18 protein-coding genes are annotated in these 19,818 nt (G+C 41.5%); 7 read left to right on the top strand and 11 right to left on the bottom strand.

Features of this window, described 5'->3' with window-relative positions:
• Position 1: 1 nt before the first annotated feature.
• Positions 2-1,327 carry a DNA recombination protein RmuC gene (gene rmuC / locus VB077_RS10330; RefSeq protein ID WP_323415155.1) on the top strand — a complete coding sequence of 442 codons (1,326 nt, stop codon included), beginning with the start codon at positions 2-4 and terminating at the stop codon, positions 1,325-1,327.
• 142 nt (positions 1,328-1,469) lie between these two features.
• Here the strand turns inward: rmuC and VB077_RS10335 are convergent, their stop codons facing one another.
• The 4 genes from VB077_RS10335 to VB077_RS10350 all read right to left on the bottom strand — a co-directional run bounded on the left by VB077_RS10335 (position 1,470) and on the right by VB077_RS10350 (position 7,270).
• Positions 1,470-2,651, bottom strand: coding sequence for an MFS transporter (locus VB077_RS10335; RefSeq protein ID WP_323415156.1), 1,182 nt, complete (start codon positions 2,649-2,651; stop codon positions 1,470-1,472).
• A gap of 27 nt (positions 2,652-2,678) precedes the next feature.
• Positions 2,679-3,263: a hypothetical protein gene (locus VB077_RS10340; protein WP_323415157.1), complete on the bottom strand. Its 585-nt coding sequence runs from the start codon at positions 3,261-3,263 to the stop codon at positions 2,679-2,681.
• Between the two features lie 217 nt (positions 3,264-3,480).
• Entirely contained in the window at positions 3,481-4,857 is a 1,377-nt protein-coding gene (locus VB077_RS10345; RefSeq protein WP_323415158.1) for an amino acid permease, read from the bottom strand.
• Between the two features lie 82 nt (positions 4,858-4,939).
• Positions 4,940-7,270 carry a DNA topoisomerase 3 gene (locus VB077_RS10350; RefSeq protein ID WP_323415159.1) on the bottom strand — a complete coding sequence of 777 codons (2,331 nt, stop codon included), beginning with the start codon at positions 7,268-7,270 and terminating at the stop codon, positions 4,940-4,942.
• Between the two features lie 114 nt (positions 7,271-7,384).
• Here VB077_RS10350 and VB077_RS10355 point away from each other — a divergent pair, with 114 nt between their 5' ends.
• Both VB077_RS10355 and VB077_RS10360 read left to right on the top strand, forming a co-directional pair.
• Complete coding sequence (locus tag VB077_RS10355) at positions 7,385-7,567, top strand: DUF1540 domain-containing protein (protein WP_323415160.1); 183 nt, start codon at positions 7,385-7,387, stop codon at positions 7,565-7,567.
• 239 nt (positions 7,568-7,806) lie between these two features.
• Positions 7,807-9,000, top strand: coding sequence for a class I SAM-dependent RNA methyltransferase (locus VB077_RS10360; RefSeq protein WP_323415161.1), 1,194 nt, complete (start codon positions 7,807-7,809; stop codon positions 8,998-9,000).
• Positions 9,001-9,221: 221 nt separating this feature from the next.
• On the opposite strand, the gene VB077_RS10365 is transcribed toward VB077_RS10360, so the two are convergent.
• Positions 9,222-10,604 (bottom strand): aspartate kinase, encoded by a 1,383-nt coding sequence (locus tag VB077_RS10365; RefSeq protein WP_323415162.1) that lies wholly within the window; start codon positions 10,602-10,604, stop codon positions 9,222-9,224.
• A gap of 251 nt (positions 10,605-10,855) precedes the next feature.
• Between VB077_RS10365 and VB077_RS10370 the strand changes: the two genes are divergently transcribed.
• Positions 10,856-11,218, top strand: a complete 363-nt coding sequence (locus tag VB077_RS10370) for a YopX family protein (RefSeq protein WP_323415163.1) — start codon at positions 10,856-10,858, stop codon at positions 11,216-11,218.
• A 73-nt stretch (positions 11,219-11,291) separates the two neighbouring features.
• Here VB077_RS10370 and VB077_RS10375 read toward each other — a convergent pair whose 3' ends face one another.
• From VB077_RS10375 to VB077_RS10385, 3 genes are all read right to left on the bottom strand, one after another.
• The gene (locus tag VB077_RS10375; protein ID WP_323415164.1) at positions 11,292-11,450 is read right to left on the bottom strand and encodes a hypothetical protein; all 159 of its coding nucleotides are present in this window, start codon (positions 11,448-11,450) and stop codon (positions 11,292-11,294) included.
• Between the two features lie 120 nt (positions 11,451-11,570).
• Positions 11,571-12,173 (bottom strand): DNA-3-methyladenine glycosylase, encoded by a 603-nt coding sequence (locus VB077_RS10380; RefSeq protein WP_323415165.1) that lies wholly within the window; start codon positions 12,171-12,173, stop codon positions 11,571-11,573.
• Positions 12,174-12,201: 28 nt separating this feature from the next.
• Positions 12,202-13,317: a DUF6765 family protein gene (locus VB077_RS10385; RefSeq protein ID WP_323415166.1), complete on the bottom strand. Its 1,116-nt coding sequence runs from the start codon at positions 13,315-13,317 to the stop codon at positions 12,202-12,204.
• A gap of 114 nt (positions 13,318-13,431) precedes the next feature.
• Between VB077_RS10385 and VB077_RS10390 the strand changes: the two genes are divergently transcribed.
• A complete protein-coding gene (locus tag VB077_RS10390) occupies positions 13,432-14,292 on the top strand; it encodes a DUF4474 domain-containing protein (protein ID WP_323415167.1) in 861 nt (286 codons plus the stop codon).
• Here the strand turns inward: VB077_RS10390 and thpR are convergent.
• Positions 14,289-14,831, bottom strand: a complete 543-nt coding sequence (gene thpR, locus VB077_RS10395; RefSeq protein WP_323415201.1) for an RNA 2',3'-cyclic phosphodiesterase — start codon at positions 14,829-14,831, stop codon at positions 14,289-14,291. The two genes, VB077_RS10390 and thpR, sit on opposite strands and share 4 nt — an antisense overlap.
• A 94-nt stretch (positions 14,832-14,925) precedes the next feature.
• Here thpR and VB077_RS10400 point away from each other — a divergent pair, with 94 nt between their 5' ends.
• Positions 14,926-15,351: an EamA family transporter gene (locus VB077_RS10400; protein WP_323415168.1), complete on the top strand. Its 426-nt coding sequence runs from the start codon at positions 14,926-14,928 to the stop codon at positions 15,349-15,351.
• Between the two features lie 24 nt (positions 15,352-15,375).
• A complete protein-coding gene (locus VB077_RS10405) occupies positions 15,376-16,257 on the top strand; it encodes a DMT family transporter (protein ID WP_323415169.1) in 882 nt (293 codons plus the stop codon).
• Here the strand turns inward: VB077_RS10405 and VB077_RS10410 are convergent.
• Together VB077_RS10410 and VB077_RS10415 are read right to left on the bottom strand one after the other, a co-directional pair.
• Positions 16,236-17,627: a sigma-54 dependent transcriptional regulator gene (locus tag VB077_RS10410; protein ID WP_323415170.1), complete on the bottom strand. Its 1,392-nt coding sequence runs from the start codon at positions 17,625-17,627 to the stop codon at positions 16,236-16,238. The genes VB077_RS10405 and VB077_RS10410 overlap by 22 nt on opposite strands.
• The gene (locus VB077_RS10415) at positions 17,627-19,690 is read right to left on the bottom strand and encodes an ATP-binding protein (RefSeq protein WP_323415171.1); all 2,064 of its coding nucleotides are present in this window, start codon (positions 19,688-19,690) and stop codon (positions 17,627-17,629) included. The genes VB077_RS10410 and VB077_RS10415 overlap by 1 nt, the downstream gene beginning before the upstream one ends.
• Positions 19,691-19,818: the final 128 nt, after the last annotated feature.

The following is a 19,818-nucleotide window of genomic DNA, read 5'->3' on the forward strand; positions in this document are numbered from 1 at the left end:
CATGACAGAAACCTTGATTATCGTCTTAAACGGGTTTGCCGTTTTAGTCATTATCCTTTTACTTATTGTCTTGAATCAGATAAGGCATCTCAATCTTACTTCATTGGAAAATCGGCTTCAATACTTAGAGAAGAACCTACAGAATCAAAGTTCGGCTCTCCTGCAAGAAATAGCGCGCAATCGTGAAGAAACGAGTAATAACGCCCGTCTGACCCGTGAGGAACAAAATCAATCACTTCAACGCTTCAATGATTCAGTTTTAGTACAGATGGCTGAAATCTCCAAACTCCAACGCAATCAGTTGGATATTTTCTCCGGACAGATGAATCATTTAACTCAAACCACAGAACAAAAAGTCGAACTTCTGCGCAAAACGGTGGAAAACCAACTTCAGCATCTTCAACAGGACAATGCCCAAAAGCTTGAACAAATGCGTATAACTGTCGATGAAAAACTCACTTCAACCTTAGAACAGCGGCTTGGTGAATCCTTTAAACTGGTCAGCGAACGTCTGGAAATGGTTTATAAAGGACTTGGTGAGATGCGAACCCTTGCCTCCGGAGTTGGAGATCTGAAAAAAGTCTTGACTAATGTTAAAACGCGCGGGATTTGGGGAGAAGTCGAGCTTGGCAATCTTCTTGAGCAGGTTCTGACTCCCGAACAGTATGCCTTGAACGTTGCCACTAAACATGGGAGCAATGATCGTGTTGAATTTGCCATTAGAATCCCCGCTAAAGACAGCAATGACAGTATAGTCTGGTTACCCATTGATGCGAAATTCCCGCTGGAGGACTATGAACGTCTTATAGATGCCCAAGATCAAGCAGACCTCCCTTTAATTGAGGAAACCGGTAAAGCGCTGGAAAACCGAATCAAAGCGGAGGCCAAATCCATTCATACCAAATACATTGATCCCCCCTACACAACAGACTTCGGGATTCTCTTTCTCCCTATTGAAGGGCTTTATGCTGAAGTTCTCCGTCGGCCGGGGCTTTTTGATCAAATACAACGTGATCTTAAGGTAATAATCACCGGGCCCACTACGCTGGCCGCCCTCCTTAATAGTTTACAAATGGGCTTTAGGACTCTTGCCATCGAAAAACATTCCAGTGAAGTCTGGAATCTACTCGGTGCAGTAAAAACTGAATTTGGCAAGTTCGTTGAAATTCTAGAAAAGACGCAGAAAAAACTCCAAGAAGCAAGCAACAGCATTGAAACTGCTGCTAAAAAGTCGCGAACTATTCAACGAAAATTAAAAACTGTTCAAACGTTACCCAACGAAGAGAGTGTGCTTTTGTTAGAATCTGCTTCAGACATTAAGGAGTAATTACAAAATAGGATAAGTTCTAAACGTAATTATATACGATGATCATTTATCGATCAATGCAAGAAATTCAAAAGTAATAGGCACACCCTGCTTTAAATCGGGTGTGCCTTCAAATTCATATTTGATTATCTACTACTATCCTTTATCTACTACTCTCCCTTTTTCTTTCACCGGGAATAAAAAATATAATCAAGGCTAGGACTAAAGGAATAATCCCTGTGAGATACATGCCACTATACCCGACAAATTGGGCAACCGCTCCGAGAATTATAGACCCTAACCCAATGCCGAAATCAAAGCCGGTGGAATAGGTTGCACTGGCCGCACCTCTACGGTTGGGTGGAACTTTTTGGACTGACATAGCTTGCAGAGCCGGCATTGCCGCACCGAAGGACACCCCATAGACTATTCCGGCCAGCAGAAAAAGCATAAGGGTATTCGCCCGCGAAAGAAGAAACAGGGCGATCATCACACCTAAAAGTCCGGGTACTATGGCAATACCGAAACCTTTCCGGTCGCTTAAACGGCCAAATAGCGGACGTGAAACCATGAGTGCCAGCGCATACACTGTAAAATACAATCCTATGTTTTCTATTCCCTGTTCCTGAGCATATAGGGCAATAAATGTCACAACAGAACCATATGGCATCGTAAGCAAGGAAACGATAACAGCTGACTTTAAGGCTTTTCTCTCAAATAGGGCCTTTTTCCCCGAGAGTGGTTTTACGGTAGGATAACGGATTCCCAGACTTAATATCAAAGCTATAATAAAGGCAGCAGCCGAAAAAATAAAGACTCCCTTAAACCCATATTGGGATTCTTGGATCAAGTAAAGCCCTAAAGCCGGTCCAATCGCCATTGCCAGGGTTGAGGCCAAGCCGAAGTAGCCCATACCCTCCCCCAAACGCTTATAGGGAATAATATCCGACGCTACCGTATTAGCGGTTGTACTTGTTGTCCCCCAGCAAAACCCATGAAAAAAGCGCAAAAATAAGAGAAACAACACAGTCGACGCGGCCATATACGAAAGAGAAAACAAGGAAAAAGCAAGAAAACCAATAATAAATATTCTTTTACGGCCAAAAATATCGAGTGCTCTGCCAATAAACGGACGGATGAGTATTGCCGAGAACGAAAATATTCCGACAATAAAACCCACTTTTGATTCGCTTCCTCCTAAATAACGAGCGTAAGTGGGTAGAACCGGCATAAGGATTTGAAAACCCATAAACATAATAAAGTTTAAAAACAGAAGCAATATAAAATCCCTGCTTAATAAATTATGAGTTATCTCCTCTTCTTTTTCATTATATTCTTCTTCCATTATATTCTATTTAGCCTTTCACGATTTCTAAATGCTCTTTTTGCTTTCCTGAGAACTTTGCTCGAGCACATCTCCATTCAAACTCCAGCCGATCCGCCCTGATTCAACAGAACGTTGCAGACCCCAGCTTTTTAAGTATTTAAGCCAAACTCGGAATACATTCTCAGTACGAACACAACTTCTCCAAACCAACTCTAAATGTTCAGAATGAATGGTATAAAGCCTGCTTTCCAAAGTATGAACTAAATTTAATTGATCTTCTTCGGACATGTTACCTTGACTGGCCTGATAAAGCTTTTCATAGAGGCCCTGAAAAGTGCCGGCATTCGCTAAATAATGGAGTTTAGCCTGTTCAAGACTGTAAGGGTGAAGCAACACAGATGCGGTTTTAGGAACATATTTAGGTTTAAGCGATGGAGCTGGATTATTTTCTGAACGAGAATGATTTCTGAGTTTTGTACGATATTCCTTCTTTAGCGGCCTTTTTATACCTGCTTTATTTGAATTTATTTTCCGGGCATTACTCTTGTTAGAACCGCGGAATCTACGTATATAGTAAAATCCTAAGATCAAGCCAAGGCCAATGATTATGCTTATCCATGAATCATACATACTCTATCGCCTCTTCCGAGAAATTAAATATTTAACGTAGACCTGTTCCTTATATTCTATTCATAAAATCGGGCATCTTTACTACCGGATTCTATTTTTCTTTCTATGTTTAAAGTATTTTACTAAAATATAATTTCATTGTGACATTCGAACTATTTTATTTCTTATATACTTTCTTCTATTCTTTCGACCTGAACAAAGTAAATTCCTCTTTAATCTAAAAATCAGAATTGCGATATTTGAGCTTAAAACGATAACCGAAATATAACAATAGAATCCAAAACGGTCCGACCAAAAGAGCAAATCGCATATCCGGAATAAATGACATTAAAACGAGCATCACAACCATAAAAAGAAGGGCAAACGATGAAAGAAATTTACTTGCCGGCATCTTAAATGCAAGCTGTTCAACTTGTTCACTGCTCAAGGACCTTCTAAATTTTCTTTGGGTTAATAAAATACCGGTCCAGGTAATCACCATCGAAAAGGTTGTAATTGCCGATAAAATTATAAAAGCGCGGCTCGGTAAGAAATAATTCAGAACAACCGCAATGAGAATGATTGAGGTAGAGAAAAGAATTCCATTGCGAGGTACCCCCGTTGGACTTAATCGTCCAAACGCCTTGGGAGCGCTCTGCTGATGAGCTAAATTATACAGCATGCGTCCGGTGCTGAAGAGACCGCTGTTAAACGCCGACAAGGAAGCAGTGATAACCACAATATTGATGATGGAGGCGGCAGCTGGAATTCCAATCCGATCAAAAATCAAAACAAAAGGACTTCCTTGAGTTCCAATTTCATTCCAGGGATAGATCGCGATCATAACCCCGATAGCACCGACGTAAAAAATAAGAACCCGCCAAAAAACGTTATTAATGGCTTTTGGAATTGTGCTTTGGGGATTTTTCGCTTCACCGGCGGTAATCCCAATCAGTTCAACCCCACCGAAAGAAAACATAACCATAACTAACGACAGCGCCCAACCGGACAATCCGTTGGGTAAAAATCCGCCATGAGTCCAATAGTTGCTTAAACCCAAAGGCTGACCCTGTCCCACACCGAGGATAATAAATAGTCCGGAGGCTATCATACCCAAAATTGCAACAATTTTAATTGCGGCAAACCAGAATTCGAACTCGCCAAACGCTTTTACGTTCGCTAAATTTACGGCTGCCATCAAAAGCAAAGCGACTAATGCCGAAACCCAGTGTGGAATCCCCGGAAACCAATAGTTGATATAAACACCTATCGCCGTAAGATCTGCCATACCTACAACTATCCACAGAAACCAGTAGTTCCATCCCGTTAAAAAACCGGCAAAAGGACCAACATAGCGATAAGCATACGCGCTAAACGAACCGGATAACGGATTAGCAACAGCCATTTCTCCGAGCGCCCGCATGATAATGAATATAATAAATCCCCCGAATATATATGACAATGTAATTGCCGGCCCTGCCATTTGTATCGTTGAAGCCGAGCCATAAAAAAGCCCTACGCCGATGGCTCCTCCTAAGGCAATCATTTGTATATGTCGGTCACTTAGACCGCGGTTCAATTCTTGACTTTGATTGCTGCTGCTTATTTCTTCCATTTCTGCTCCTTTTTTTAATGATGTTTGCGATATGATGATAGTATTTTATTATGTTTTTTTAATATTCCAGCCCTATGATAATTCAATTGACGTTTTTATCGGATTCAAACTTGAATTTGAGTTTTGCAGAACCTTCCTCCGCCCAAATTAAATGAGCGGAAAAAGCTTTCCCCGACTTAGAGCGAAATCCCTTGATTAAATCAGTGGATCCCTTTTTTAAAAGCTTTTTCACTTGTGCCGGTGAGAGAACCTTACCGCAGATCGGGGTTTTCCACAATACAAAAGCGCACCCCTGCCGCCAATTCAGGCAGCCATAGCCTTTTTTCCCCTCAATAATATCTCCGCCGCAGAGCGGGCAAAGCCCTAATACTTCCGGTTGGCCTTTTGCTTTGGCTGCTGTAACCGCTTTACTTTGCTTCCCTTTTGTTTTCAGCGGAACGTGTGCTAAGGGACGTTTACCATGCAATTTTTCGTACGTTCTTAACTCGTCGAGAATTTCTACAATCGCTTTCTCCACTTGGGTCATGTAATGCTCAAGTTTCATTTTCCCCTGCTCAACCTGCCCCAGATCATATTCCATCTGGCCTGTCATTTCTGCGCTTACTAAAAGTTGGGCTTTAGGTAGTTCCTCTTTAATTAAGCGAATCAGATCCTTACCCTTCTCGGTCGGCTGTAGTGTACGGTGATCTTGCAGTAAATAACCTCGCTCCAGCAAATTTTCAATAATAGCGGGGCGTGTTGCTACTGTTCCGATTCCTTTTCCCTTAAGCTGCTGCTGCAGCAATTCGTCCTCAACTTTCTTCCCGGCGTTTTCCATCGCCTTAAGTAAATCACCTTGCGTATACCGTTTCGGAGGTTTTGTCTCTTTCTCCTTAACGGCTATTTTCTTAAGAGTAACCCTTTCCCCTAAAATGAGCGCCGGCAACGCTATGTCTTCAAAGTTTGTATCCCCTGTTTCGTCACCGCCGCCTTTTTTGGATTTGCCTTTCCCGGGTTTGGGAGAATCCGTTTCATCAAAATTGTCGCCGTGGACTTTTTTCCAGCCCAAGTCGAGAAGCATCTTTCCTCGTGTTCGGAAATACTCCCCCTCAACTTTGGTATGAATTATCGTCGTTTCATAACGTGCCGGCGGGAACCAAATACTCAAAAAACGGCGCACGATTATGTCCCAGAGCTTCCATTCATCACTTGAAAGCTTTTCAGGCGCTACCCTTTCATTCGTGGGGATAATAGCATGGTGAGCAGTAATTTCATTGATAACACGTTTCCCGCTTGGTAAATCTTTATCCAAGGCTTCTTCGACCCATGCTCGATACGGTTCGATCTGTAGAGCGCGCAAATGAGCCGGTAATTTAGGAAGGATATCTATGGGCAGAAAATTACAATCCGTACGCGGATAGGTTATGGCTTTCTTTTCATAGAGGGATTGAGCAGTCTTCAGAACGTGTTCGGCACTCATTCCAAACCGTTTTGATGCTGTAACCGTTAGAGACGTAAGATCAAATAACAGCGGATGCGGCTCCTGAACCTCTTTCGCCTCAATTGAATGAACCGTTCCTGATTTACCTTTCACCTTTGCGGCAATGGCTTCGGCTCCTTCCCGATCGAGGCCATGTTCTGCGCTGTTAGAATCCGCCTGTTTCCCCACCGAAGCATTGTCCTTAGGGGGTTCCACCCATTTCCCGGTGTAATTGCCTGCATCAGCTTTAAATTCTGCTTCAACCTCACAGTAATGGACAGGATTAAACTGTTCGATCTCCCATTCACGTTCCACAACTAAAGCAAGAGTCGGAGTCTGAACACGTCCGATTGAAATCACATTAGGTTTTTTGCGCACGGGATCATAACTCCCAAACAAAGAGGAGAACCCCTCGGTAAGATTCATACCGAAATCCCAATCTGCATAACTTCGACCGTAACCGGCTTGTGCTAATCCCTTGACATCGGTTTCATTGCGAAGCTGGTTCATCCCCTCCCTGATCGCTTGTGCGGTCAAAGAAGACACCCACAGCCGTTTCAAAGGCTTTTTACATTGTACCATATCCCAAACTTCTTGAAAAAGAAGCTGTCCTTCCCGATCCGCATCAGTTCCGCAGATGACTTGATCTATTTCCGGAGATTTAAGAAACTGCGTAAGAACCTTGAATTGATTTTGAGTTGATGCCTTGATATGATGTTTAAACTCCTGAACCGGCGGCAAAACAGGAAGACGATGCAGCCCCCATCTTTTCCCCACTTTCTCTAAATTCATATATTCTTCGGGACGGCTTAATTCAAGCAAATGACCGATACACCAAGTGATAATATATTCATCATTGTGAAGATATCCTTCTCCTCTACCCTTGACGCCGATCGTTTTCGCATATTCACGAGCTTGAGACGGTTTTTCCGCTACAATCAAAATTTTACCCATAGCCCCACCTATCTCCGTAATTTTTTTGTTACAATCTCCCACTAATAAATCTCACATTAACGTAAAAAATAAAGATGTTATCCAATGAAAAATTTCTTTAAGGGAGGAAAAAGCATGCCTGGTCGAGTCGATAAACTTAAATCACATCTTCAAGGAATAAAATGCGTCGTTAATACCTGCCATTACTGGGGAAATGATCATTGTTACGCTGCTCAAATCGAAGTTCAAGCTCCCAATGCCTCAACAACGGAAATGACGGATTGTGCAACGTTCATTTCTAAAGGCAGCTCAACTTAATTCAAAGCGGACAAATAAATGGCTAGCCCAACGACCGGCTAGCCATTTTCCATATTGGTCTCACATTATTTCGACCTTAACGTTGAAAATCCTCCTTGAGGTTTACTCTCTTTAACGGTTTCATTCCGTAACTTGTATTTTTATTCAAAGGTCTATACTATAATAAGGACAGCTTATCAAGCCGCATTTATAATAGTAATGAGCAATACTATTGAATTTGAATAAAGTAGGTGTTTCTTTTGTCTAAACTCGAGTTAATTGCGACGTCCGCCTTTGGAATCGAATCCATTGTTGCCCGCGAGTTAAAGAACCTAGGCTATAATGAGACTAAGGTTGAGAATGGGAAAGTAACCTTTGCCGCCAATGAACTGGGAATCTGCCGAACTAATCTGTGGCTCCGGTCATCGGAGCGTGTTCTTTTAAAAATGGGAGAATTTAAAGCGACAACGTTTGAAGAACTCTTCCAGCAAACCAAAGCCCTCCCCTGGGAAAAATGGCTTCCGATTGATGCCGAATTCCCCGTTGAGGGCAAGTCAATCAAGTCAAAACTTTTTAGTGTCTCTGATTGCCAAGCCATTGTCAAAAAGGCGATTGTTGAACGTTTGAAAGATGTTTATGGTATAAGCTGGTTCGAAGAAACAGGCCCACGTTATAAAATTGAGGTCGCACTGCTCAAAGATATTGTAACATTAACCATTGATACCTCCGGCCCGGGACTGCATAAACGCGGCTATCGAAAATTAGCCGGACAAGCTCCCTTAAAGGAAACCTTAGCGGCTGCCATGATTCAGCTAAGCTATTGGAAGGCTGACCGGGCTTTAATTGATCCATTCTGCGGTACAGGGACCATTCCTATCGAAGCTGCGCTGATAGCACAAAATCGTGCCCCTGGGCTGAAACGTGAATTCATCTCTGAAAAATGGAGCAACATTTCGGAAAAAACTTGGCAGCAAGCGCGCGAGGAAGCCTATGACCTTTATCGGCCGGATCAAGAATTACATATCTATGGTTCAGATATTGATCCAAGCGCTTTACAGCTGGCGCGTACCCATGCCGAAGACGCCGGACTAAAGGATACTGTCTATTTTCAAAAATTGACGGTGGGTGAAGTACGTTCGCGTTTCCAATATGGCCATTTAATCACTAATCCTCCCTATGGGGAACGCCTCGGCGAACTGGAGGAGATAAAACAACTTTACCAAGACTTAGGGCATACTTTCCAAGGCCTGCCTACCTGGTCACTCCATGTAATCACTTCGCTCAAGAAACCTGAGGAATTCATCGGGAGGCCCTGGGATAAAAGTCGAAAACTCTATAATGGCCAAATCGAATGCCATTATTACCAATTTTTTGGACCAAAACCTCCCCGTAAACCCAAGCCTGAAACATTAGAAACATCTGTATCGGGAAGTAACCAAGCTCCGCATTTGTAAGCAATGAGTAGAGCTGATAACAAAGAAACAAAGAGAGAAGGCGAATAAACACCTTCTCTCTTTGTCTTTTAAACCTACCTGTAAACCCGTTCATAAACGCTTCGGCGTTTATAAACCAGCCTTCCATAACAAGCGGTTTCTCATTACGGATCGCAATTGTATTGCGAATCCTCAATGTCAGCTCGTTAAATATATTAGGCGAGAATAAAAGAAATGTCAACCTACTTTAAGCACAATTCTTCATTTAACTGAATGATCGCTTGAGTATACTTATCTCGGTCAATAACAAACTGCATATTAACTTGGCGTAAGGATTGAGATACACAGTTAATATTGATTTTGTTTTTCGCAAGAATTGAAGCTGCACGGGCCAGAATATTTGGCAAAGCAATATTGGAACCGATCACGCAAACTATGGCCACTTGCTTTACCGTGACGGTCTCATACTTTTCTCTGAGTTCAATAATCAATTCATCACTTAAATCCGATTCCCAAATAACCAGAGAAATGCTGTTGGCATTCGTAGCTTTCATAATATAGCTTATATCAAACTGATTAAACGTTTTCATAATCTCAAAGTCAAAGCCCGTCTGTCCCACCATCGAAGCATCATGGATTTCAATAATAACAACCTTATCCGAACCGGCAATAATTTCAATTTTCGCTTCCGGACCGACATAGCCCTTGGAAATCAATGTCCCCGGATGTTTGGGCTGGAACGTGTTTTTTAAGCGTAAATTAATCCCGGCTAATTCCAAGGGTTTAGCAGCATTGGGGTGAATAGCCTCCATGCCGACATCCGCCAATTGGTCTGCCACATCATAATTCGTGTGGCCTACAGGAACAGCTTTATCTAATCCGACTACTTTCGGATCGGCGGAGGATAAATGATATTCCTTATGAATGATCGCCTCATCTGCATGCAGATAAGTTGCAATCTTTGAAAATGTTATTTCCGAGTAACCACGCGCAAATTGCCGCATGATTCCTTCACGGCCCTTGGTGTATCCCGTAGCAATTACAATTCCGGTAAAAGGATCAATATTTTTAAAAGACTGTTCAATCCGCTCGCTGATCGTGAGTTGTCTGGAATCCCGAAAACCGGTGAGGTCGACAAGTTTTGCCGGAATCCCTCGATTTTGCAGAATATTAACAGAGTTAAAAGCCGAATGGGCTTCTCCGATCGAAGACAATAACTCACGAGCCGCCGAAAAAATACTTTCGCGTTCGACATAACCGGAAGCAATAATTTCTCCCATACTGCTGAGATACGATTTTGTTTGCGCAATTCTCCCAATCAAAAAGGCTTTTGCAACTTCTTCATCAAGACCTAAATCAATAAATTTCTCGTTGATTTTTAATAGATATTCCAGCAATTCATCGAGCGTTTTTTCATAATCTTCACCCCTGGCAAAGCGCTGATATACGCCCGGAGCTTTAGTTTTTTTGTCCTCCAGAAGCAGATTCGTAACACCGGCATAAGCCGAGACGACAAATACCCGACCATAATGAAAATCAGGATCCCCGGGGTTTCCGATGATGTTATGCAATACATCCTGGAATTGTGTCATTGAAGTTCCGCCAATTTTTTCTACCGTTAACAAATCCCATACCTCCAAAAGCGATTTCCTTATAAGAAAGACAAATGTCCGCTGTACGCGTAAATTTTATTATGTATAGAATAGCTCAGAATTGATTTTGTGGCAATATATATTTACATAACAGCTCCATATATATGCAAATATTTTCTTGTGTCTTAGTACAGTATTCCGTTTCTCCAGAAATTGGATGCTTGTTACAACCCAAAAACGGATTCCCAGCATCCGTATAGATAATTGTAGAAAGGGGAAAAATAATGAAAACTACAAAATACCGTGCATGGGATAAAGTCCGGAAAAAGATGTTTAAGATTCTTGCCATTACATTTGATACTCAAAGTCAAGCTCCTTTTGCCCTAAGTATTCCCGGACGCTCTTGGGAACCGATCAGTAAATTTGAATTGCTTCAATGGACAGGCTTTACGGATCGGGAAGGAACTGAAATTTATGAAGGAGACCGCCTGGAAATCGAGACTTTGCACTATCTTGTATTCTGGAATGACGCTGAGGCCTGCTTTCAGCTAAAAAGCGAAACTTCTGAACAAAACGTATCGATAAAACAGGCTGCTTCCGGAAAAGTGATCGGACATCGCTTTGAAGAAAGTTGTGAACAACTTTGAATGGTCAACTTTCCCTTAAATAATCATGGAATATATTGGTATTAGATAATATCCATTTTTATATTCGAGGTGATTACGATGATCTTATTCCACAAATGTCCGGAGCCATTTGAAGCGCTTTGCTGTTATCCTGTTTATCCCTGTGTCCCGCCAATCCCACAGCAATGCTATGCATATCCGCAACCTCGGCTTCCGCAACAACCAAGAGTTCAGCCTGTTCGCATTCCTTCACAATATGCACCCGGCCCAAAGGCCAGAGGATAACAAAAGAATTAAAAAGTACCAAGGGCTGTCGTCAAACAGCCCTTTTTTGGTGCTCATAATCATAGATTATTGCAAAGGACCGTTCAAATTATTTCACCGCAAGCGCCCAAAGATAGAAAGATGCAACAGATCCATAAGGAGAATACCGCTTGCGATAGCGTTCAAACTGATCTTTAGGCAGTTCTTGGAGTCCGTATAAATTCATCATTCCCCGACGGATTCCTAAATCCCGATAGCTGACCACATCAGGACGGCACAAGGAAAAAATAAGGAGCATTTCGGCTGTCCAAATCCCAACTCCATGAAGTGAAGACAGCTTTTGAATAATCTCCTCATCCCTCAGCTTATCCAGGGTTCTAAAATCAACCGCACCATCCATAGCCGCATCAGCGATACCCTTAATATAGCCGGCCTTTCTCTCCGACATCCCGCATCCTTGGATCTCCATCAGATCCACCTGTGCAATACGTTCCGGAGTAATGCTTCCCAGGAGGGCCGATAACCGATTCCAAACCGTTGCCGCCGCCTTATTCGAAATCTGCTGACCAACAACACTTGAAATCAAAGCCGAAAATGGGTCTGGGATGACCTCACGCTGAATCATGCCGATTCGTTCAATAGCTTCGCTTAGTTTCTTATCCTTGCTTTTAAGGTAATCCATTTCTTTTTGACCATATTGAAAAAACGGCATTGGTTTATTTCTCCTTTAACTTCAATGATCAGATGGGTAAAAATAATTGATACTTATTGCAAATCTCCAAAAACCTTTTTTTATACCATTTGGCCGCAGTATAGAAACCGTACCACTTAGAACACTCAAAGTTATCAGCTAATCGAACATTCTCAACCACACGGTTTTCAAAAACTTTGCGGTCATAATTCGCGAAAGCATCTTTCAGCCAACGGTCATCCTCATAAGTGAGTAAATCTTTATCCTTCCTATCGAGTAATCTCTGCTCGATTAATAAATTTTGCCAATTCTTAATCCGCAGGGCATCATGACCTTCGTATATAAGTGATTTCATCAGCGGTTCTATGCTGTCAAACTGAATCGCTGAATCCCTGTAGTGCGGATGATACAGCAAATAGTTCTTCAGCAATTTTTCAACACCCCTAAACGCCCGTTGATAGCGATCTTTGTTATCTATCACAATCTTTTTGTAAAGCCCATTGAATTCATCACTATAATCATATTCATACGCCCACTCCAAATAAGGCAGATCCGGATAGTCCAAAGCTTGTGCATGTCCATAAGCCGGCATTATCTTGTCAAAATAAATTTCATAATTATTCTGGGAGAGTTGCTTTAATATCTTGAGTGTCTTATCGAATAAGCCTAATGATTTGATATTATACGCTTCGCAATTCTTAATTGCATTAACTTTGCTTACCATGCCATTAAAACCTTGATGAGAAAATGTATCAACATAGACATGCAAAACCATACCAAGCTTTATGAGATCATCCTCAAGCATGACCTCTTTAATTAAGTCCATTATAATGGGGGATTCTTCCATACAGCGAAGCCTTTTCGTGAAGTTTTCGCCTTTGAAACCGGGAACGAAATGAAAAGCAATCGTGTTGTTAACCATCGCCTCATAATTAAACGTTTCGATTTGAAAATACGAATGGCAGGTTGCCATATTAAAAAAAGCGGGTCGATTATTCACAAATTCGTAAGGAGCTTTCAAATCATTAGTATCCAAAAACATCAGATTAATCTTCGCATCATCAACAAATTGTGAGGCGTCGGCGATAACATGTGCGCTCTCCTTGCTATATCCACACGCACGGCAAAAGGCTAACAAAGCATAATAATGCGCATCTCTTTTCATCTTTCCCTTGTCCCCTCATCAATACGACTTTCACACACTCTTTATGCACCATTCTATGCGTGGATTCCATATTATGGTACAAAGAGGACTAGTATTGAGGAAGGAGGCAAGTCTATGTCGATGGGTAATAAAGAACTCGATAAAATCATTGAGCTTGCGGGTTATGGCTATGATCCGGCGCAAGATATTTTTTATTCAACGATGAACCCCTGGCAGAGGGATGTTGGTTATTGCCGCCTATATGATGAAGCCGCTGCACCTTTTGGGATGATTATTGATTGTGAACCCATCTACTTTGATTACCAAGGGAAGAAGTGGATGATTGCGTTTTGGAAGGGGCAATACGATTTAGTCACAGGCGGTGAAATCGGGGTCTATATTGCATCCCATAAAATCACCCTTGAGGGAGTTTTTGCGGGAACATTTTATCAATCCGTAAGTGATGAAGATTGTTTGACTATGGCATATGCGTTAAAGAAGAATGGCAAGCCGCTCTTTATACGTCATGATAAACACTGGTGGCTAACCGGTTTTAAATTGGGAGAGTTTTCTGAGCCCTTAGAGTTGACCATGGATATTATGATCACCCTTAAAGATTTACCGATGCGTGATGCGTTTATCGACGGGTTGATCAAGGCAGGGTATCAATACACCGATCTATGGGTTACTGATTATACCGTCCGATTAATCTTCGATATTCCACACACCCCGCAGCCGATAACCCGAACTCGAGAAACAGATAAGCTCATTCAACGGAAAAACCTTCTCTTATGTGAACAGTATCAAGCTTTAACCAATCCCTATAACACCGTTCCGGAAAAAATAAAAGCCCTTGAAGACCTATCCCCGTCTATGTACAAGAAGGTACAGAAGATCGGAAAGTCCAAGAAATTGTATGAAATGTATACGTCTATTGTTTTAATTGGTTCATTTCTTTTATCCCGCTTTGTGGGAGAGATCGAAGAAATAAATTAGCATAATCTTTCTTCAAATATATGGGTATAGATTCGCTTTCCGCGAATGACTTTGCTCTCAAAGAGAACAACCTCCGCAACGACGAATTCACCCAGCTGTTTTGCCTGAGCAGAAGCTATATCCAAGCCATCAAGTTCCGGGCGAGAAGCAAGCGTTAAATGCGGCTTAAACGGTCGATCCTCCAATGCAAATCTTTTTTGGGCGAGCTCGTGATGAAGCTCGTCCCTTAGTATATTCAGCTCTTTTAAGCTCCCTCCGACAGACGTCCAAAGAGTATGAGGACGTTTAAAAGAAGGAAAAGACCCTAAGCCGCCGACGTTCAAACGAAAAGACGGATGTTTCCTGGCTACTTGGGACAGTGTTTCGGAAAGCAAGGGTACAGTACTGGGGTCTAACTCACCTAAATATTCTAAAGTAATATGAAAGTTATCTTGGGCTTTCCACAATCCCTTTACTCCAAGCGTTTTTAACTCTGTCTGAAAGCCAAGCAGTTCTTTTTTCAGCTTCTCTGGCAGATCAATTCCGATAAATAAACGCATCACCGGTTTCCTCCCTTAATTTTTCCTTTAAATCCAGACTCTGAACATGTAATATATAAGTATTAGTCTCAATAAAGGAGTAGTGGAACAGCTCATGTTTATTTACGTCTTTTCGATCTTACTTATTATAGCCTCAAACGTTATATATAATATCGTCCAAAAATCAACGCCTGCCAAAGCGAATCCTTTTTTAGCGCTGCTCGTAACCTATCTGACAGCTGCGCTGGTTTCGCTGATCATGTACTTCTTCAACCGATCAGAGAAAGGAATTCTTCACGCTTTAAAAGATTTGAATTGGACAAGCATTGTTCTTGGTTTTGCTATCGTCGGACTCGAATTAGGTTATTTATTGGCATATCGAGCAGGCTGGAAGATCAGTGTCGGCTCTTTAGTGGCGAATATTGCACTTGCGGTTATCTTAATTCCGATTGGCATTCTCTTTTACAAGGAAGGATTTGGGGTAAATAAAATTCTCGGGGCCATTTTTTGTATTCTTGGCTTAGTCATGATCAACAGATAATGCTCTACGTGTATGAGGTGAAAGATGAATAGCAGAATAAGATTTATCAGCGCAATGCTCATTTTCGGAAGCATTGGCGTTTTTGTAAAAAATATTGATCTATCCTCAAGCTCGATCGCATTTTTAAGAGGTATGCTTGGAAGTTTATTTTTAATCGGTGTCAGTATCATAATCCGAAAAAAGCCATCTTTTCAGCGAATCAGGGAAAACGGGATTTTGCTATTCTTTTCGGGGGCTGCCATCGGTTTTAATTGGATACTATTATTTCAGGCGTATAAGTATACGACGATTTCCAATGCAACCCTCAGCTATTATTTTGCACCCGTATTTGTGATGCTTTTAGCTCCTTTTGTCCTTAAGGAAAAACTAACCTTCATTAAAATAGCTTCTATAATTGCAGCCATGATCGGCTTATTTTTAATCGTTAATGTCGGGAGCAACGTCACAGAAGGCTCCTTTAATCATACTATCGGTATACTCTATGGCCTATCGGCAGCGGTGCTTTATGCCAGTGTCATCTTGATGAACAAATTTATTAAAAACCTATCCGGGATTGAGACGACTGTCATCCAATTACTGCTTGCCACCTTAGTTCTTCTGCCCTATGTTTTGATCAAAGATCAAATAAATCTCTCATCGATAAGTTTACAATCAGGGATTTATATCCTGATCCTAGGGATATTTCATACCGGTATTGCGTATTTCCTTTATTTTACGTCCTTTAAGGATTTAAAGGCTCAGTCCATAGCAGTGCTCAGCTATGTAGATCCCATTTCAGCAGTCGTTTTTGCCGCGGTTTTCCTTGGCGAAAGTATGAGTCTTATCCAAATCTTAGGCGGCATTTTAATTCTTGGTTCTACCTACTTAAGTGAGAGGTTGACGGCTCAACTATCAAGAACTCCATAGCTCTGCAGTTTGCGATACATCGTACGAACACTTATTTTTAATAAATGGGCTGCTTCTGCCTTGTTTCCCTTTACTTGCTCAAGTGTATCTAAAATATAGAATTTTTCAAGCTCTTCTAAAGAAGGCTGCTTATTTGCCTGAAATAATTTAAGAATTCCGGCTGCTTCCGGAGTCGCTGTCTTAATAAACTGCTCTGATTGATTCGGCCAAATATCTTTAGGTGTAATCAGCCCTCTCGATGACAGGATTTGTCCGCGTTCAATAAGATGGAAGAGTTCACGCACATTACCCGGAAAATCATAGGTAAGCAATAGTTCCTGAGTTTTAGGGGTTAAAGAATATTCCTGTTGAAAAGACTTTTTCTCACGCTGGGTTTCAAAAAAGTAATCGACGAGCGGAAGAATATCCTTCCGGCGCTCGCGCAGTGGAGGAACGAATAAGGTTAAACCATTTAAACGATAAAATAGGTCTTCACGAAATCTTCCTTCTATTATTTCCTCCCGCAGATCACGATTAGTAGCTGCGACAACACGAACATCAACTCGACGCAGCCGAGTATCCCCTACACGCCGAAACTCCCCGCTTTCTAAAAAACGCAACAGCTTTACTTGAAAAGATAAAGGCATCTCACCGATTTCATCCAGAAAAAGCGTTCCATTATCCGCCATTTCAACCAACCCAATTTTTTGCATTCCAGCCCCGGTAAAAGACCCTTTTTCATGTCCAAAAAGCTCGCTCTCAATTAATGCTTCTGGGATAGCACCGGCATTCACTGCAATACATGGACTATTAACCCGTGAACTCCAAAGATGAACGGCTTGGGCAATCAACTCCTTACCCACGCCACTTTCACCCTGAATTAGAACGGACGTATCGGTTTCAGCCACTTTACGGGTTATTTTCAGAAGCTCAACCATCGGTTCGCTTTCACCTATAATTTTAAATTCCGAAGTTTGACGGTTTACAACCTGCTTAAGACCGGTATTTTCTAAAACCAATTTTCTTTTCTCAGAGGCCTTTTGTAACGTAATTTCGAGCTCTGACAGGTTACATGGCTTTGTTAAATACTCATAAGCCCCGAGTTTCATAGCTTCAATTGCCGACTGGATTGTACCGTTTCCGGTCAGCATTACAACTTGAAGATCAGGCTGCAGCTGCTTAATCTTGGGTAAAAGTGTCAGCCCATCGCCATCGGGTAGTTTAATATCTAACAAAACCACATCAAGCAAATTTTCTTTTAATACCGCAATCCCCTCAGCGGCTGTGCCGGCTTCAAATATATCATAGCCTTTACGCCGCAGGCGTTGTGCAATAATTACTCGCAAGTTTTTTTCATCGTCTAAAATGAGTATTTTCTGACCATACTTCATCAGTTGTAATCCCCTACCTTATGAAGAGGCAAGGTAATCTTGACTATCGTTCCTTGTCCTTCTTTACTTTCTAATGTCATGTTTCCCTTCATCTGCTGAATAATTCCGTAACTCACATATAACCCCAGGCCTGTTCCTTGACCAACGGATTTTGTTGTATAAAATGGATCAAACACCTTAGTAAGGTTATGGGCAGGAATTCCTTCTCCGTAATCTCTGACTGTAAAGTGAACTACTTCATTTTCTTGCCATCCCTTGACTTCAATTACCTCTTCTTCAGCAGAAGCATCCAAAGCGTTCGCAATCAGATTAAGCACAACTTGCTGCCACTCATTTTCATTTCCCTGAACGAACAGATCATTTTCGAGTTGTACCTCAATATGAACTTTTTTCTGTTTAGTCTTGTGTTCGATTAAGCCAAACGCCTGAATACTTGCTGCTCCAATGTTTATGGGTTCTCGCTCATCGCTGCGCTTATGAGCATATCTAAGCAAGCGGTCAGTAATCTGTTTACAACGTGAAGTTTGCTCCAAGACAATCCTAAATCCTTCTTTAACTTCCCCGCGTGTCAGCTCATGATCTTCTTCGATTAAGCGGTCCAGTAAATCTTCACTCTGAGCTGAAACAACTGCTAATGGATTATTAATTTCGTGAGCTACGCCCGACGCTAAAAGCCCTATGGCTGCCATTTTGTCTGTTTCAATCATGTGGGCTTCCATTTCGACTTCTTGAGTAACATCTTCAAGAAGTAACAGATAAGCTGCATTTTCAGGATTATCCGGTGATAACTCATAGTACATCTGACGAAAATGACGTCGTTCATTGTTCAAGTATACTAAGATATTGCGGCCATTTTCAAGGTAAAATCTCTCCATGCCTTCACCTTTAACCACTTCATCACACGGAAGATTAGCCAGTTGATTTCCAAACCATTCCCTAAACTTTGTGTTCCACCAAATAATTCTTTCATCGGAATTCAATAGGGCCATTCCGGCACCAATCCCATCAACAACGGTAGTCAGAAGTTCTTTTTCGTCTTTAATACTTTCATTTTTTTGGTTTAAGGAATTTAATAATTGATTAAAGGATTGAACTAATCTTCCAATTTCATCCCAACTTTGAATTGGAATATGAGATTCTAAGTTCCCTGTCGAAATGATGTTTCTAACCTGTTCTTCGAGATTTTCAATCGGTTGAACGACTTTTAACGTAAAAGCTACACTTAAAATCATCACCAAAACCATGATGAGAAACGCAATCATGATGAGTCGGTATGCAAACTCTGAAATTGGCTTACTGGCCGCGCGGGTTGGCTGTTCAATAAATACTGCCCAATTCGGATTTTCCATAGAAGCATACGCCCCGATAACGTTCACGCCGGCTTGATTTTTATAATTCGTTTCCGAGGATGAGCCCTCTCCTTCAAGATAGCTCTGAACTGCAGGATTCTCATGAATTTCCACATTTTGAGCACTATCCCAGGCAGTATGATCAATTAAATTTCCGGAATGGTCAACGACAAATAGATATCCCCCCTCTGCCAAATGAACATCGGCAAAGCGGTCAATTATCCCTGTTAAATCGATTTTAGCTTGCAGATAAGCGCTTAGTTCATGGGTTAAAGGATCTTGGACAGGCACCGATATATAAACCTTCGGGCATCCGTCCGACGCATAAAAAACCTCACTTATTATTGAGGATGATTTGGGAGCAGGCCAATTCGCATGGATTACTTTTACTTCTTCAATAACCGGTTCTTTTTGCATAAGAGCCTTATAAATTAACTCCCGAGGCCCCGAATCCTCACCCAGGAGGTCATTGGCACTCGTAGTCGCTATAAGATTCAAGCTATCCTCAACTTCTAAGAAGGAAGATTCTATTTCATGAGCAAACACCGTTACTTGCTCAAAATTTCTTTCGTAAATGTTTTGCTTTAGATTTTGGCTTACCGATGTAAAGCCTAAATATCCAAGAAGAAATAAAGGCAGAATGGACATGCTAACTCCGAAGAAAAGAAAGAGATATTTTAATCGCATCCACCAAGGAATTGAGTTTTTTACCAAATAATTAACCCCCTTCTTTTTCTTTACGACAAAAAGTTTATCTTTAGTGTAGCATGACTATCTCTTTTTTTCATTTCATTAAAATTATTTTATACGGTAAAATAAAATGACCGGCTACACAATGACCT

It is taken from the genome of Desulfitobacterium sp., from assembly GCF_034927245.1.
In the GTDB taxonomy this organism is placed as follows: Bacteria; Bacillota; Desulfitobacteriia; order Desulfitobacteriales; family Desulfitobacteriaceae; genus Desulfitobacterium_A.